At 60.9% G+C, this 15,796-nt stretch carries 15 protein-coding genes; 10 read left to right on the top strand and 5 right to left on the bottom strand.

The window, feature by feature from the left end; genetic code table 11:
* The first annotated feature begins 57 nt into the window (after window positions 1-57).
* Window positions 58-1,860 (top strand): AMP-binding protein, encoded by a 1,803-nt coding sequence (locus tag AABA86_RS14795; protein WP_338307312.1) that lies wholly within the window; start codon window positions 58-60, stop codon window positions 1,858-1,860.
* Between the two features lie 96 nt (window positions 1,861-1,956).
* Here AABA86_RS14795 and AABA86_RS14790 read toward each other — a convergent pair whose 3' ends face one another.
* On the bottom strand, window positions 1,957-2,469 hold the full coding sequence (locus AABA86_RS14790; protein WP_028143607.1) for a winged helix-turn-helix transcriptional regulator: 513 nt from the start codon (window positions 2,467-2,469) through the stop codon (window positions 1,957-1,959).
* Between the two features lie 235 nt (window positions 2,470-2,704).
* Here AABA86_RS14790 and AABA86_RS14785 point away from each other — a divergent pair, with 235 nt between their 5' ends.
* From AABA86_RS14785 to AABA86_RS14755, 7 genes are all read left to right on the top strand, one after another.
* Complete coding sequence (locus AABA86_RS14785; protein WP_338307311.1) at window positions 2,705-3,334, top strand: 2-hydroxychromene-2-carboxylate isomerase; 630 nt, start codon at window positions 2,705-2,707, stop codon at window positions 3,332-3,334.
* Window positions 3,335-3,377: 43 nt separating this feature from the next.
* Complete coding sequence (locus AABA86_RS14780) at window positions 3,378-4,115, top strand: SDR family oxidoreductase (protein WP_038970433.1); 738 nt, start codon at window positions 3,378-3,380, stop codon at window positions 4,113-4,115.
* 13 nt (window positions 4,116-4,128) lie between these two features.
* A complete protein-coding gene (locus AABA86_RS14775; RefSeq protein ID WP_338307310.1) occupies window positions 4,129-5,310 on the top strand; it encodes an acyl-CoA dehydrogenase family protein in 1,182 nt (393 codons plus the stop codon).
* A 24-nt stretch (window positions 5,311-5,334) separates the two neighbouring features.
* Window positions 5,335-6,465 (top strand): acyl-CoA dehydrogenase family protein, encoded by a 1,131-nt coding sequence (locus tag AABA86_RS14770; protein ID WP_338307309.1) that lies wholly within the window; start codon window positions 5,335-5,337, stop codon window positions 6,463-6,465.
* Between the two features lie 15 nt (window positions 6,466-6,480).
* Window positions 6,481-7,668 carry an acetyl-CoA C-acyltransferase gene (locus AABA86_RS14765; RefSeq protein ID WP_338307308.1) on the top strand — a complete coding sequence of 396 codons (1,188 nt, stop codon included), beginning with the start codon at window positions 6,481-6,483 and terminating at the stop codon, window positions 7,666-7,668.
* A gap of 22 nt (window positions 7,669-7,690) precedes the next feature.
* Window positions 7,691-8,695 (top strand): NAD(P)H-dependent flavin oxidoreductase, encoded by a 1,005-nt coding sequence (locus AABA86_RS14760; RefSeq protein WP_212252426.1) that lies wholly within the window; start codon window positions 7,691-7,693, stop codon window positions 8,693-8,695.
* Between the two features lie 119 nt (window positions 8,696-8,814).
* Window positions 8,815-9,426, top strand: coding sequence for a TetR/AcrR family transcriptional regulator (locus AABA86_RS14755; protein WP_338307307.1), 612 nt, complete (start codon window positions 8,815-8,817; stop codon window positions 9,424-9,426).
* Window positions 9,427-9,511: 85 nt separating this feature from the next.
* Here AABA86_RS14755 and AABA86_RS14750 read toward each other — a convergent pair whose 3' ends face one another.
* From AABA86_RS14750 to AABA86_RS14740, 3 genes are all read right to left on the bottom strand, one after another.
* Entirely contained in the window at window positions 9,512-10,672 is a 1,161-nt protein-coding gene (locus AABA86_RS14750; RefSeq protein WP_212252423.1) for an iron-containing alcohol dehydrogenase, read from the bottom strand.
* A gap of 990 nt (window positions 10,673-11,662) precedes the next feature.
* A complete protein-coding gene (locus AABA86_RS14745) occupies window positions 11,663-11,878 on the bottom strand; it encodes a hypothetical protein (protein ID WP_212252421.1) in 216 nt (71 codons plus the stop codon).
* Between the two features lie 705 nt (window positions 11,879-12,583).
* Complete coding sequence (locus AABA86_RS14740) at window positions 12,584-12,730, bottom strand: hypothetical protein (protein WP_338307306.1); 147 nt, start codon at window positions 12,728-12,730, stop codon at window positions 12,584-12,586.
* Window positions 12,731-13,005: 275 nt separating this feature from the next.
* Here AABA86_RS14740 and AABA86_RS14735 point away from each other — a divergent pair, with 275 nt between their 5' ends.
* Complete coding sequence (locus tag AABA86_RS14735) at window positions 13,006-14,124, top strand: serine/threonine protein kinase (RefSeq protein ID WP_338307305.1); 1,119 nt, start codon at window positions 13,006-13,008, stop codon at window positions 14,122-14,124.
* Window positions 14,111-15,187 carry a nucleotidyltransferase family protein gene (locus tag AABA86_RS14730; protein ID WP_338307304.1) on the top strand — a complete coding sequence of 359 codons (1,077 nt, stop codon included), beginning with the start codon at window positions 14,111-14,113 and terminating at the stop codon, window positions 15,185-15,187. The genes AABA86_RS14735 and AABA86_RS14730 overlap by 14 nt, the downstream gene beginning before the upstream one ends.
* A 134-nt stretch (window positions 15,188-15,321) precedes the next feature.
* On the opposite strand, the gene AABA86_RS14725 is transcribed toward AABA86_RS14730, so the two are convergent.
* On the bottom strand, window positions 15,322-15,705 hold the full coding sequence (locus AABA86_RS14725; RefSeq protein ID WP_338307303.1) for an H-NS histone family protein: 384 nt from the start codon (window positions 15,703-15,705) through the stop codon (window positions 15,322-15,324).
* Between the last annotated feature and the right edge of the window lie 91 nt (window positions 15,706-15,796).

Genomic DNA, 15,796 nt, shown 5'->3' with positions numbered 1-15,796 from the left:
TGCGCGACACGAGCGCAACTGGTGCGATCGCCATTCCGGTACTTCAGGAGATCAATTATGTCGACGAAGGCACTGACGTTTGCGCCGCGCGAGGTTTCAATGGAGCGCCGACCAGATGGCGCGCTGATATTGAGCTCACCCCTGGAGTGGAAGCCATGTGATTGGCGTATCACGGACTTCTTGCCGAACTGGGCAAGCGCCGCCCCGGACCGGATATTCCTCGCGCAGCGCAACGCGAAAGGCGGGTGGGACGAGATCACCTACAGCGAGGCATGGTCTCAGGTCCAGGCGGTGGGCCAGAGCTTGCTTGATCTGGGTGCAAAGCCAGCGGACAAGCTCGCCATCCTCTCCGGAAACTCGATCGAGAACGCGGTGGTTTCGTTTGCGGCGATGTCAATCGGCGTCATCCTGGCGTCGATATCGCCAAACTACACACTGATGCCCGGTGGACTTGCTCGTCTCAAGGACATCGCCGAAGTGCTGCGCCCGAGCTTCGTGTTCGTCCAAAGCGGACGCGAGTTTTCCGCAGGCCGCACCATTCCGGAATTGGCGCCCGCGACCTGGATCAGCGTCGATGGCGCGCCGGACACGGTGCCCTTCCGCACCCTGACAGCCAGAACCGCGTGCGAGGGATTTGCCGGGGCATCTCGTGCGGTCTCGTGCGACGCTGTCGCCAAGATCCTCTTCACGTCGGGTTCCACCGGCTTTCCCAAGGGCGTGCTCAACACCCACCGCATGATGGCAAGCTCCCTGCAAATGGGGAGCCTGCTCGTGTCTCCTCCGGCTGCGCCAGTCCAGGTGGAGTGGCTACCTTGGCACCACACGATGGGCAGCAACGTCATTCTTCACGGCATCCTCAAGAACGGCGGGACGCTCTATATCGACGACGGCCGTCCGCTGCCGCAGCTCTTTCATAAGACTGTCGCCAATCTCAAGGAAGTGTCGCCGACCGCCATGTTCAACGTGCCTGCCGGCTATAACCTGCTGTGTGACGCGGTCGAGAAGGATCTCGATCTCGGCGCCAGTGTCTTCAAGCGGATGGACCGAATGAGTTATGCCGGCGCTGCAATTTCAAAGGACACGCTGGAGAAGCTCTATCGCTTGACACTCTCGGTGACCGGCCGGCGAATTCCGGTCATGTCGGGTTACGGTACGACCGAAACCGCCCCGACCATCAGTACGACCCATTGGGCGACAGATCGACCCGGCGAGATCGGTCTTCCCGCGCCGGGACTGCGGCTCAAGCTCATTCCGGTCTCGGATACTTACGAGGTCAGGGTCAAGGGACCCAACGTCACGCCGGGTTATCTCGGGCGGCCGGATTTGACGGAAATGGCCTTCGACGAGGAAGGCTTCTATCGCATCGGGGATACTGTCTCGTTTCTGGATCCGCAGAAGCCTGAGCTCGGGCTGCGCTTTACCGGACGAATTTCCGAGAATTTCAAGCTTGCGAATGGGACCTGGGTCTCGATCGGCAATATGCGCGCGGCAATCCTGGCCGCAACGCGCGGTGTCTTGCTCGACATCGTGGTCGCGGGCGAAAATCGTGAGGCGTGCGCGCTGCTCTGCTGGTTGAACCCCACGGAGGCCGCACGGATCTCGAAAACTCCGGGTGCGGATTTGACCGCGGATCCCGCCGTGGTCGGGTTCCTGCTGGATCGCTTTCGAGACTACAATGAGACCGTCGGAAGCAGCGAACGGATCTGCTCCTTCGTCCTGCTGAGAGATCCGCCATCAATGGCGGCAGGAGAGATCACCGACAAGGCCTATGTCAACCAACGCGCGGTGCTGAAAGTTCGATCCGAACAGGTTGAGCGTCTCTACACCCACGAAGCTGGCGCCGATGTGATCCGGGTCTGAGAGCGAGCCTGTCCCGTGCGGTCGTTCCTCACTTCCTGGCCGCCAGATCGCATCTGGCGGCACCTCCAGCCGCGGGAGGCCTTGGATGCGCGAGCCTCAGGCGGCCCGCGAGCGTGCCTTTGTTTTCGAGGTCGTCGGCGCCGCCGCCGCCGGCGCGCTGCGAGCACCCGGCCCGGGATGAGTATGAACCTCCTTGGCCGACAGCGGCTCGCCGCATTCGGAGCACACCATGACCGGATCGAAATCTTTTCCGCACTTGCGATGCTGGTGCAGCAAGGGGCGGCCGCGCTCGTCGACCATGTGAATATCGCCCCAATGCACGATTGCCATCATGATCGGATACAGATCGAGCCCCTTCTGGGTCAGGATATATTCGTGCCGCTTGGGGGATTCCTGGTAGGGAATGCGGCGCAGGATGCCCTGCCGAACCAACTTCTTCAGACGTTCGGCAAGCAAATGCCGCGTGATTCCAAGTGCCGACTGAAATCCCTCGAAGCGGCGCGTGCGCAGAAAACACTCGCGCAGGATCAGAAGAGTCCAGCGATCGCCGATCACGCCGATAGTTCGGGCCATCGAGCACGGCTCTTCCTCGAGTTCCTTCCACTTCATCCACACACTCCAGTCGCCGCCGCGGCACGGACCTCGTCTCGAATCGTTGCAGAGGCCGGCGCGGATTTGCCATTCTAGATAGGTACTAAACTCCAAACAATACCCTTCCAGACTAGACGAAATCAGCAGATTGCGGGAGCGTTTGACAGTTCTATTTTAGAACTGTATGTTTGAGAAAAGTCAGGCCGGCGACCGGATCGCCAGTGCAGGCACATGTTCCGCGGGAGGAGCCGAGATGACCTTGAAGATTGAATTCCAATTCGATTTCGGCAGCCCGAACGCTTATCTGGCCGAGGTGGCGATTCCGGGCATCGAGCAGCGCACCGGTGCGAAATTCGATTATGTTCCGGTCTTGCTTGGCGGCATCTACAAGGCGACGGGCAACATGTCGCCGTTCGACTCGCTTCGTGGGATCAAGAACAAGCCGGAATATCAGGCGCTCGAGACCCAGCGGTTTATCCGCCGCCACAACGTCACGAAATTCCGCCAGAATCCCTTCTTTCCCGTCAACACGCTGATGCTGATGCGGGGCGCCGTGGCAGCCCAGTTCGAGGGCGTGTTCGAGTCCTATTTTCGTGCGGCCTATCACCATATGTGGGAGGAGCCGAAGCAGATGGACGACGTCGAAATCTTCCGGAACGCGTTCATGGCTTCGGGGCTCGATATCGACAGATTGATCGCTCGCGCCCAGCAGGACGACGTCAAGAAGAGGTTGATTGATCTGACCAACGATGCCGTCAGCCGGGGCGCGTTCGGGTCGCCAACCTTCTTCGTCGGCAAGGAGATGTTCTTCGGCAAGGATCAGCTTCGTGACGTCGAGGAGTCCATCCTCGAGCAAACGAGGCCAGTCGCAAGGACGGCATAGAGCCGCCGAGCTAACGAAGTTCAATCCAACCGGGAGACGATCCATGCAAAAGAGAAATGCAACCGTCGCAGTGATCGGTGCCGGCGACTATATCGGCGGCGAGATCGCCAAGAAGTTCGCCTCGGAGGGCTTCACGGTGTTCGCCGGGCGCCGGAACGGGGCCAAGCTCGAGCCGCTCGTCAAGGAGATCGAGGCCGCCGGAGGCGAAATCCATGCATGCTCGCTGGATGCCCGCAAGGAGGAGGAGGTCATCTCCTTCCTTGCCGATGCCGACAAGCATGCGCCGCTCGAGGTCTGCATCTTCAACATCGGCGCCAACGTCAACTTTCCGATCCTCGATACGACCGAGCGGGTCTTCCGCAAGGTCTGGGAGATGGCCTGCTATTCCGGCTTTCTCGCCGGCCGCGAGGCCGCGCGGCTGATGCTGCCTCGCGGCGGCGGCAAGATCTTCTTCACCGGCGCGACAGCGTCGCTCCGCGGCGGCAGCGGTTATGCCGCCTTTGCCAGCGCGAAGTTCGGCCTGCGGGCGGTGGCCCAGGCGATGGCGCGCGAGCTCGGCCCCAAGAACATTCACGTCGCGCATCTCATCATCGATTCCGGCGTCGATACGGAATGGGTGCGGCAGCGCCGGCTCGAGGCACTCGGTCCGAATGCGCTCGACGATCCCGATCTCTTGATGCCGCCGTCGTCCGTCGCTGCGTCCTATTGGCAGCTTTATCAGCAGCCGAAGAGCGCGTGGACATTCGAGCTGGAAATCCGTCCCTTCGGCGAGAAGTGGTAAGGAGGCCGTTCCGATGGAGCTTGCGCTGTCTGCTGATGACGCGGCTTTCCGCGATGAAGTGCGCGCCTTCATCGCGGACAATTATCCGGCGGAGATGCGCGTTCCCAATCCGGAGACCGACCTGACCAAGGAGCAATCACTGCTCTGGCACCGGATCCTCCACAAGAAGGGCTGGATCGCGCCGCTGTGGCCCAAGGAGTATGGCGGGCCGGGCTGGACGGTCACACAGCGGTTCATCTTTGAGCAGGAAACCTCCCGGGCGGGAACGCTGCCGCCGCTTGCCTTCAGCGTGACCATGGTCGGGCCGGTGATCTACACGTTCGGCAACGAGGCGCAGAAGAGGAAGTTTCTGCCGCGAATTCTGTCCGGCGAGGATTGGTGGTGCCAGGGCTATTCCGAGCCGGGCTCCGGCTCTGACCTTGCTACGGTTAGAACCAAGGCGGTGCGCGAGGGCGACCATTACGTCGTCAACGGGCACAAGACCTGGACCACGCTGGCCCAGCACGCCGACTGGATCTTCTGCCTGGTGCGAACCGATCCGAATGCAAAGCCGCAATCGGGAATCTCCTTCCTGCTGATCAACATGAAGTCGCCCGGCGTCACCGTTCGGCCGATCATCACGATCGACGGCAGTCACGAGGTCAACGACGTCTTTCTGGAGGACGTCCGCGTGCCCGTCGAGAACCTGGTCGGCGAGGAGAACAAGGGCTGGACGTACGCCAAATTCCTGCTCGGCAACGAGCGCACCAGCATGGCGGGGATCGGCCGGTCCACCCGCTATCTCCGGAAGCTCAAGCAGATCGTGAGGGCCGAGATACCGGCCGACGATCCGGCGCATCTGGAATTTCTGCGCGACATCGCCCGCGTCGAGCTCGACGTGCTGGCGCTGGAAGCGACCGAACTGCGCGTCGTCGGCCAGATGGCGCGTGGCATCGATCCCGGTCCGGCGGCGTCGCTGTTCAAGATCCGCGGCACCGAGATCTTCCGGGACATCACCGAGCTCACGCACCGCGCGATCGGCAATTATGGTCTTGCGATCCGGGAACATCCGGTCAGCGCGAACCACTTCATGCCGGGCCCGGACTACTGCCACACCGCGTCCGAGAAATATCTGAACGCGCGCAAGCTCAGCATCTACGGCGGATCCAACGAGATCCAGCGAAACATCATCGCCAAAGCCGTGCTCGGGCTCTAATCCACGGCGGATCGGGAGGATCGGATGGATATTCAGTTCACGGAAGAGCAGGAGTTGCTGCGATCCAGCGTTCAGCGCCTTCTGCGCGACCAGTACGATTTCGAGGCGCGGCGCAAGATCGTGGCGAGCGAGGAGGGCTTCAGCCGGAAACGGTGGCACACCTTCGCCGAGCTCGGCCTGCTCGCGGCGCCGTTCTCCGAGGACGCCGGCGGCCTCGGCGGCGGTTCGTTGTCGACCATGATCGTCATGCAGGAGTTCGGCCGTCACCTCGTCGTCGAACCTTTCGTCGAAACGGTGGTGCTTGCCGGCGGCCTGATCGAGCAGCTTGGTACGTCCGAGCAGAAGCAGGGATTCGTCCCAGGCATCATCGACGGCTCCAAGATCTGGGCGCTGGCCTGGACCGAGAGAGCCTCCCGGTTCGATTTCGCCAACGTCGCGACCAAAGCGCGGCGCGAGGGGGGCGACTACGTTCTGAGCGGCGAGAAGACCATGGTGATGGCGGCGCCGTGGGCGGATCATTTGATCGTCTCGGCGCGGACCGCCGGCGACAATCGCAACCGGGACGGCGTCAGCCTGTTCGTAGTCGACCGCCATGCCGCCGGCGTCGATCTCCAAGGCTTCAAGACGATCGACGGACGCCGCGCCGCCGAGATCAGCTTGCGCGAAGTCCGCGGGCAATTGCTGGGAGCGGAAGGCGAGGGCGTTGCCGCGCTGGAAACCTGCCGTGACCGTGCGATCGGCGCACTCTGCGCCGAGGTCGTCGGCGCGATCGGCGAGCTGAATGCCGCCACGCTGGACTATTCGAAGACCCGCAAGCAGTTCGGCACCACCATCGGCTCCTTCCAGGTGTTGCAGCATCGGATGGTCGACATGTTCATCGCTCATCAGGAGGCGCTCTCCCTGATGCAGCATCTCAGTCTCAGCCTCAGCACCGGTGATTCCGGCCTGTCGCGGCTCGCCTCCGGGGCCAAGTCGAAGATCGGCTATGCCGGCAAGTTCGTGGCCGACCAGGCGGTGCAGCTTCACGGCGGCATGGGAATGACCGACGAGCTGAACGTCGGACACTATTTCAAGCGAATCTCCTCCATCAACATCCAGTTCGGCGATCCCGCATTCCACGTGCTGCGCTACGCGCAGCTGGATGCGGCCGCGTAAAGAGAAGAGGCCAGCATGACCACCGAAGCAGTGATCGTTTCCACCGCACGCACGGCCGTCGGCAAGGCCTATCGTGGCGCGCTCAACAATACGGATGGCCCGACCATGGCCGGGCACGTGATGGCCGAGGCGGTGAAGCGCGCCGGCATCGCGCCGGGCGAGGTGGAAGACGTGGTGATGGGCTGCGCGATGCAGCAGGGCACCATGGTGATGAACGTTGCGCGCAAGGGCGCGATCCGCGCTGGCCTGCCCGTGACGGTGGCCGGCACCACGATCGACCGGCAATGCGCGTCCGGCCTGCAGGCCATCGCCGTTGCCGCGCGGTCGGTGATGCTGGATGGGGTCGAAGTCGCGATCGGCGGCGGCATCGAGTCGATCAGCCTCGTGCAGAACGAGCACATGAACAAGTTTCACGCCGTCGACGACGAGCTGATGGCGATGAAGCCCGAAATGTACATGTCGATGCTCGATACGGCGGAGGTCGTCGCCGAGCGGTACAAGATCGGCCGCGACAAGCAGGACGAATACAGCCTCGAATGCCAGCGCCGCGTCGGCGCCGCTCTGCAGGCCGGCCGCTTCAGCGATGAAATCGTGCCGTTCACGACCAGCATGGCGCTCGTCAACAAGGACACCAAGGAGGTCACCTACGAACAGGTGACGCTCACGAAAGACGAGGGCCCGCGTCCGGAAACCACGGCCGAGGGCCTCGCCAAGATCAAGCCGGTGTTCGAGGGCAAGACCATCAGCGCGGGCAATGCCAGCCAGCTCTCGGACGGTGCTTCGGCCTGCGTGATCACGAGCGGCAAGTTTGCAGCCGTCAAGGGGCTGAAGCCGCTAGGTATCTTCCGCGGATTCGTCGCCGCCGGCGTCGAGCCGGACGAGATGGGCGTCGGCCCGGTCGCCGCGATCCCGCGCCTGCTCAAGCGCCATGGTTTGAAGATCGACGACATCGATCTCTGGGAGCTCAACGAGGCCTACGCGGTGCAGGTGATCTATTGCCGCGACAAACTCGGCATCGATCCGGACAAGCTCAACGTCAATGGCGGCTCGATCGCGATCGGCCACCCCTATGGCATGACCGGCTCGCGGCTCACCGGCCACCTCCTGATCGAGGGGCGGCGGCGCAAGGCGAAATACGGCGTGGTGACCATGTGCATCGGTGGTGGCATGGGCGCCGCGGGCTTGTTTGAAATCATCCACTGATGGAAACGCGCGGAGATCATTCGTGAAGACAGCGATCACTGAACTGTTCGGTATCGAGCATCCGATCATCCAGGGCGGAATGCACTATGTCGGCTTCGCCGAAATGGCAGCCGCAGTATCCAACGCCGGCGGGCTCGGCTTGATCACAGGCCTCACCCAGCGGACGCCGGAACTGCTTGCCAAAGAGATCGCGCGGTGCCGGGACATGACCGATAAGCCGTTCGGCGTGAACCTGACGTTCCTGCCGACCTTCAGCGCGCCGCCTTATCCGGAGTACATCGCCGCCATCAGGGAGGGCGGCGTCAGGATCGTCGAGACGGCCGGACGTAGCCCTGAACAATACATGCCGGCCCTGAAGGCGGGCGGGATCAAGGTGATCCACAAGTGTACCTCGGTCCGGCATTCGCTGAAGGCCGAACAGATCGGCTGCGATGCCGTAAGCGTCGACGGCTTCGAGTGCGGCGGTCATCCGGGCGAGGATGACATGCCGAACATGATCCTGCTGCCGCGTGCGGCCGAAGAGTTGAAGATCCCGTTCGTGGCCTCCGGCGGCATGGCCGACGCACGCAGCCTGGTTGCGGCGCTGGCGATGGGAGCCGCGGGAATGAACATGGGGACGCGCTTTATTGCCACCAAGGAGGCGCCGGTGCACGAGAACGTCAAGAAGGCGCTGGTCGCGGCGTCCGAGCTCGACACCAGGCTCGTTATGCGCGCGCTCCGCAATACCGAGCGGGTCCTGAACAACAAGGGCGTCGAGCATCTGCTCGAGATCGAGCGCGAGAAGGGCAAAAGCCTCAAAATCGACGACATCCATGATCAGGTGGCGGGCGTCTATCCCAAGGTGATGATCGACGGCGACATGGACGCGGGCGCCTGGAGCTGCGGCATGGTCGTCGGACTCATTCACGATATTCCGACCGTGAAGGAGTTGATCGACCGCATCATGGCGGACGCCGAGCGATTGATCAGGGACAGGCTGACGGGATTCCTTGACGCCGATAGCGGGGCCAATCTCAAGGTCGCGTGAAGCCGCGGCTTGACGATCCGCACTGCAGACGACATCCCGTCGTCTCTGCGCGGGCTGAGAAGCTCCGGTCATGATGGGATTGTCATCAGCTAATATCTTGTGCCAAGCCGGAGCAGGCGATGCGTTACCCGAAGGACCATGGGCAGCATACCCGCAGGCGCATCGTCGAAAGCGCTTCCCGCGGTCTGCGCCAGGCCGGTGCCGATGGCCTGAGTGTGGCCGACCTGATGAAGCTCGCGAATCTGACGCATGGCAGCTTCTACGCCTACTTCAGATCGCGCGACGCGTTGGTCGTCGAAGGGCTCGCCCTGGCCATGGATCGAACCATCGTGCATTGGCTCAGTCTCACGCAGGGGCTGCCCGCCGCGAAGGGATTCGACGCACTTGTCGAGTCTTACCTGAGTGACCGCCACCGTGACGATCCGGGACGCGGTTGCGCGCTGCCCGCTTTGGCCGCGGATATCGGGCGGTCGGGTCCGGAGGCGCGGCGCACCCTCGAACGAGGGCTCGGCAAGATGATCGATATCATCGCGCGGCTGACCGCGGCGAGGCCATCATCGGATGCGAGACAGACGGCCGCCGGCGCAATCGCGACCATGGTCGGGTCGATCGTGTTGGCGCGTGCGGTCGACGACAAGCGTCTGTCTGACTTCCTGCTGGAGGCTGGACGGCAGGCATTGGGCAATCCCGTCGCGAGCGACTGCGAGAGAATGCATTCGGCCGACGGTTGAGGCGCGGCTTAACCGACGTTGGCTTCTGGGCGGAGCGGGCCGATGGCGGAGACTGTGCCTCTACCATCGGCCGCTGCCTTGGCAGCTACGCCGCCATTCGCAGCAGGTCGACGATTTCGGCTTGGTCGTTGAAGGGGCGCGGATTGGCCTTGACGAAGCGATGGTTGATCGCGATTTCGCTGATCTTGCCGAACTTGTCTTCGCTGATGCCGACCTCAGCGAGGCGGCCCGGTAGTCCAAGTTGCCTGACGAACCCCGCAAAGGCGTCTGCCGCGTCCCCACCGGGAGCACCCAATGCCGCCGCCAAACGCTTCTGTGCGTCATCGGTGAACGGCTTGTTGTAGCGTAGAACGCTCGGCATGATGACGGGCGTGCAATAATAATGAGGAACGCCAAAAGTCCCGCCAAGCACGTGGCCGATGCCGTGACTTGCGCCCATCGGGACGCGTGCCTGCAGCCCAAAGGAGGCAAGCCATGAGCCGTATTGAGACAAGCGGCGCGCTTCGAAATCGTCGGGTTGTTGCAGGGTCCGGAGCATTCCCTCGCGCAGCGTACGGATACCTGCCAGAACCACTTCGTCGGCAAGGGGGGTGCCAGCTGGCGAGCACAATGCTTCGATGCCGTGATCCATGGAGCGTGTGCCCGATCCCATCCAGAGGCTCGAAGGCGTATGAAGCGTGAGCGCCGGGTCGAGGACGATCGCCACCGGCATCATGTGGGGGTGAAAGAATATCTGCTTCAGCCTGTTGCGTTCGTCGGTGACAAGCGCTGCGGCATTGTATTCGCCGCCATTCAGCGTTGACGGCACGGCGATTTGTCGGACTGCAGGCGCGCGGAACGGGGAATGGCTCACGCCCGGGCCCATGGGAAACGGATCGAAGCCCGCTTCATCGCGGATATCGTGCTCCATCGCCATGATGACGATCTTGGCGAGGTCAACGGCAGAACCGCCGCCGACGGCCACGACGAGATCTGTGCGTGCGTCCTTGGCATGAAGGGCAACTTCAGCGGCCTGCTTGCGCGTCGTGTGCTGTGCAATTCCGTCGAAGGTCGCGGCATGTTTGTCGCTGAGCGCATGCCGGATTCTCTCAATCTCGTCGGTCTTGGTGTTCAAGGTGCGGCTGACGATAAGGAAGACGCGCTTTGCATTCAATCGTTCCGCTTCTTCGTTGATGGCCTCAGCCGCCGGTTTGCCATAGATCACGCGATCAATTGCCGGAAAATTGTGTGCACCAGTCCTGCGCATTTTTATCCTCCCATTGGAACTGCGGTCGAAGCCGATATAGTCTTTTATATTATGATTATCATGCAATATCAGTTCAGAAATATCGCACGACCTCAGGGTTCTATAGCCTTCGCCAACGTTCCAGGCGAAGCACGGCCCAGGGGCTTGCCGACTTCGCGTACGCAATTCTCGATGTCGAGTGAGTGAAGGCCGCCACGCGTGTGCACGCACTCCGGCTCTCGTGTGCACCGAAAGGTCAAAGCGGGTATAAAATTTCGGCTAGTTTGGAGTGCACACGTCCGGTGCTTCTTTCCATTGAGGGCGTAAGTTAAATCATTGGAATCGCAAGGCTACCTACCTCTTTTCCGTAGCCCCCATGATGGACTGGAGCGAGAGTTTGAGCTTTTCAATTCGTTGGAATGTGGCGTGTGCATGAATGTGCACCGGGAGATCAAAAGAAAATCCATCGAAGGCGAGGGGGCCGGCGCCTGTCGAAAGCGGGCTAGACATGACGCGGCACGCTTGCGGAGAATAGGCCTTGCGCATCCATACCGGTCTCTAATTCAGCCAGCATGGTGATCAGAAATGCACTGACTTGGGAATCCTTCGCGTGCGATATCTCGTTGCTCGGAGCCTTCCCGCACGCGACGCCGATGGCCGTCTTTCTCCCGAGCGCCGTGCTTCCGCCCTTCGCACTCGCTCCCGGAGATGCTTCAATTGAGCGAGCAGGCTAACGAGCTCGATCGCTGTATGATGCAGAACAGCCAGACTGCAAACCCCACTACTCACTACAACACCCCAAACAGGCCTTGCCGAATCCGTGACCCGAAGATCGAATTTGTTACGACTTGCCAGTGATTTCTAAGAAATGGATCCCGGAGCCGTCCGTTCGCTTTACGACGATACGCAGAAATATTTTCGAGCACTCTCGCTCTGATGCGTTGCAGCAAAAATGCTTGCACCGGACGAGGGAATTTGGACGCGCTCTTTGAAGCGGCCTTGATATCTGCATCAGCGCGAAGGAGCCGCCCGAAGGATATCCACCGTCCGGGCGATTGACTCTTCAACCCAGGCCTCGCGGGCGAACCAATTGTGATTGGCCTCACAGATTGGGCAACGAGTATTGCCGAAGAACACGATGCTCCGCAGAAAAGTCTCGCGATCGGACTTGATGCCGGTGGGAATCGCGCGACCCGTTTGCGGACACTCGACCATGATCATACCCATGTGAGCCTCCCAGAAACATATTGCTGAAAAAGGGGCCGGTCGGCTGGAGTGCGCTCTCGTCGGTGCGGGTTACTTGGGGGGGCATCGCACCTGGGGTCGTTGTTCGAGCAAAGGGCAGCTTGCTCGTGACGACGCTTCTCCAACCGACCGGATTCCTGCTTGGTGAATTCTCGGGATACCGCCGGCTTTGGCCGGCAGGCCCATGAAATGGGGCTTCGACCTCAACCGAAGGCTTCTGGGAGGCCTCTCACAATTATGATGTCCAAATCCCTGCGGCTTCGTGCCGAATATTCCGCGCGCAACGAAGCCAATATCTTCCTCTTGACGGACAGATCAGCCAACCGGATCACAGGTCTCACTCCCCCTCACGCAATTCGTTAATATTATCTTTTTTGATTTAATGCGCAATTAAATTCGCGTTGTCGGTCCGGTTTGCGACTCTCGACCGACTTATTTTGCTGGTTGTCGCGGCGGGATGCCGTCATCGAAAGGTCAGGCCATTCACGCTCAGGCCATCGCTTACCACCTGCCATCGGTTCGGTTCGCGCCGCGATTTGACTTTGGTAACGGATGGGTTGTGCTCGGTTCAAATCTGAAATTAATTTTGATTATATGGCAATGGTGTAAATATCGTTGTTAATTGCTGCCGATCACGTAAGCTAAGCTCGTCCAGGTTTCGTTCGGCTGGAGGAGACAATGTGGGATTTAAATCTTAGCGAGTACGATTTCGACCACGATGCGCCGCAGTTGGCCCAGATGCGCGCGGAATTGATAGGCATTGGCGAGAAGGAACGCATTCTGCGAGAACGCAGTGCCGATCGCGAAGCCTACCGGTACCTTCTGGATGCGCATCGGTCGAGCGCGGGCGCGCTATCTTTGAGAGGAGGTGTTGAACATTTCTCCGGAGGGAGGGGGTAGGGGCGGCCAGCTGTGGCATGACGGACCGGATTGTCGTTTCGAAACGAGACCGACTGGGTCACTTATGCCCGGCAGACGAGAATTGTCGCGCCGCGGACGGTTCGGATTGAACTTCGTGGGCTGCCGAGGGCCGCGACGCTAGCATCTCAGGCGCTGTCGTCGCTTCGCCGGTACAGGCGGAGGCGGATTTCTTCACATTGGTTGGAGCCGTGCTGGAAAGATCGTCGGCAGAGATGGTGTTGAGACCGGCTTCGGATGCAGTGTTCGCGCTGCTGGACGGTCGATCAATGCTCTTCAGCGGAGCGGGGCAGAAGATCTTTGAACTGGACCGGGTAGGGGCATTCATCTGGTGCAAGCTGGCGCAAGGCACCTCTCTGGAAGACACCTGTAAGGGGCTTGGAACGCTGGGCATTGACGAGCAGACGGCGCGCCAGTTCACACGACAGGTTGTGGATGTCTGGATCGATCGAGCGTTGCTCGAGGTCGACTGGCGAATGCCGACCGATTTTGCCTTCTCAGCGGTACTAGGCCGGCACCGAATAGGGGTTCGGGCTGCAAATCGGGACCTCTTGAGGCGGCTGTGTTCGCTGTTTTGTGTTTCGGACCAGAGCGCTGGCGGCGAGGACGACGTTACGATCGAGGCAATGATGCTGGACGAGCAAGTGCTCCTGCGCGGAGATGATTCCAGCATCTCCAGATGTCAAGTCGAAGCACTGGCCCCCACGATCAAAGCTCACATCACCGAGCGGCTTATTCGAAGCAATCGCTGGACCTTCTCCCTTCATGCCGCTTCTCTTGTGAAGGACGGTATGGGCCTGCTGTTGTGCGGCCAGCCGGGAGCTGGAAAGTCTACCCTCACACTGCAGCTGGTGGACGCCGGACTTCGGTACGCCGGCGATGACGTTGCGCTGGTTGGAGCTGACGGAGCGATCTGCGGCATCCCGTTTGCTCTCACCCTCAAGGAGGGATCGTGGGACTTGCTCTCGCGACTATATGGCGGCCGGCACGACGCGACGCATTGCCGCTCCGACGGCGTTCTGGTGCGGTACGTACCCATTGCGGATGCGCACCACCAATGCTTTTCCGCAAGCTGGATCATCTTCTTGAACCGTGTCGCGAGCGGTCCGGCCGAACTAGCCGCGATAGATCAACTGGATTCGATGAAGCGGCTCATCGACAACGCATTTGCGGCCGACGGAAGACTTACGCAGGCCGGCTTTTTCGCTTTGAAGCGGATCGTCGCGGGCGCGCGATCGCTTCAACTCACCTACTGCGAGGCCGTGGAGGCTCGGCGCGTGCTCATGGATCTATGCAATGGCAAGGCATAGCGCGGCGCTGACGAGCCTCTGCAACTGCCTGCGAGGCATGCCACCTGGCGATGTCGAGTGGACGTCGGTCATCGGGCTCGCAAATCAGACTCTGACGACGCCGGCGCTCATTGATTTTGTCGATAAATTTGCACCGATCCTGTCGGAGGACGTCTGCGGATATATTCGCCAGATCCACCGCCGAAACGTGCTGCGCAACAATCGGCTCGTCGCTCAACTCGAAGAAGCCGTCGTTGCGATGAACGGCCTGGGAATTACGCCGATCATGCTCAAGGGGGCATCGACACTGGCGACCGCGCCCGAGGAGCGACGAGGCGTTCGGCTAATGTCTGACCTGGATATTATGGTTATGCCGGACGAAGCCAGAATGGCAGTCTCCGCTCTATGCGGAATTGGTTACGCTATTGACTATGAGACCCCTCCCGAAAGCCAGAGATGGCATGTCGAGCTGAATCGCTCGCAGGATGTCGGGACCATCGACCTACAGCGGGCAGCTCCAGGTCCTGCGTACCTCTACCAGAGCCTCGGGCACCCGCTGAACCATTGCATCCCCGCGCCGCTGGGGCGCGGACGCGTGTATATCCCCACGCCTACCTACCGGGCGCTCATGTTGATCATCCATGATCAATTTCAGGACTACGGATATTGGTTGGGCGACCTCGACCTGCGGCACCTGGTTGAATTGCGCGATATAAGCAATTCTGCCGAGGGCCTCGATTGGAAGGAGCTTACCTCTCTTGTCTCGGGCGCATTGATGAAGAACGCGGTTGAAACCCAGCTGTTCGCTCTTGCAGAGTTGCTTGGCGTCGAGATTCCGCAGGAGTTGCGCTCTCGGCTGATTCCCCGTCTGCAGTTCATGCGACAGTTGATGCAGGCACGATTTCCGGCCACACGTGTGCCCTTCCTCGCAATGATGATGCTGGATCTCGGAAACTACCGGAAGGTGGCACATGACACCATCCAACCCGCCGCGCGCCGGCGTGGAGCGTGGTCCTTGCCGAGGATGGGAACCCTGCAATTTCTGTTGAAGGCGACCGTCGCGGTGCGCGCAGGGAAGGCCTAAACCACAAGCTGCTTCGTTAGGACGGCAGACCCGAGGCGGACGCTTTCAGTTAGCCGCGTTCCGAACGAGTGCCAGCTTCCGGATTCGTGGATCTGACGATTTCGTGCATGGGGGGATTGGCGGTGGCAGGGCTATCAATGCTCCTGACCACCCGCATTCTGGTTGGAGGCTCCACCGTTCTCGTGAATCCTGAACTCCTCCAATGTGTGTCCTGATTGTAGCGCGGCGACCAGCCAGCGCGGCTGTTTGCCACGCCCAGACCAAGTCTCTGTCGGTTTGAGGGGGTTGAAGTACTTCGGTACGACCTTCGGGTATTTGCGGCGGGGAGGCTGGTTTAGACCCATCTCTGCCGCCCCGCTCTCGGGCCCGCCGACTTGTTCCGGTTGATTGAGTTGCGCCAGGCGCTTCTCCAACTCCCGCTTTTCGGCCGTGATCTTTTCAGCAAGAATCTTTGTCAACTCCTCGTGGAGGAGCCATAGTTCTTCAAAATCCATGGCTTCGAGATCTTGCCTGCGCATAGCATTCTCGTCACCGTTCGACCCACGCCCCGACTACCTTGTCATCTCCGCGCCGAATATCGTTTTCGAGCGCCGAATACCGGATAGATCC

This window comes from Bradyrhizobium sp. TM233, from assembly GCF_036247965.1.
Lineage (GTDB): Bacteria > Pseudomonadota > Alphaproteobacteria > Rhizobiales > Xanthobacteraceae > Bradyrhizobium > Bradyrhizobium ottawaense.
The sequence above is the reverse complement of the archived record's forward strand: the minus strand, read 5'-3'. Positions and strand labels throughout refer to the sequence as shown.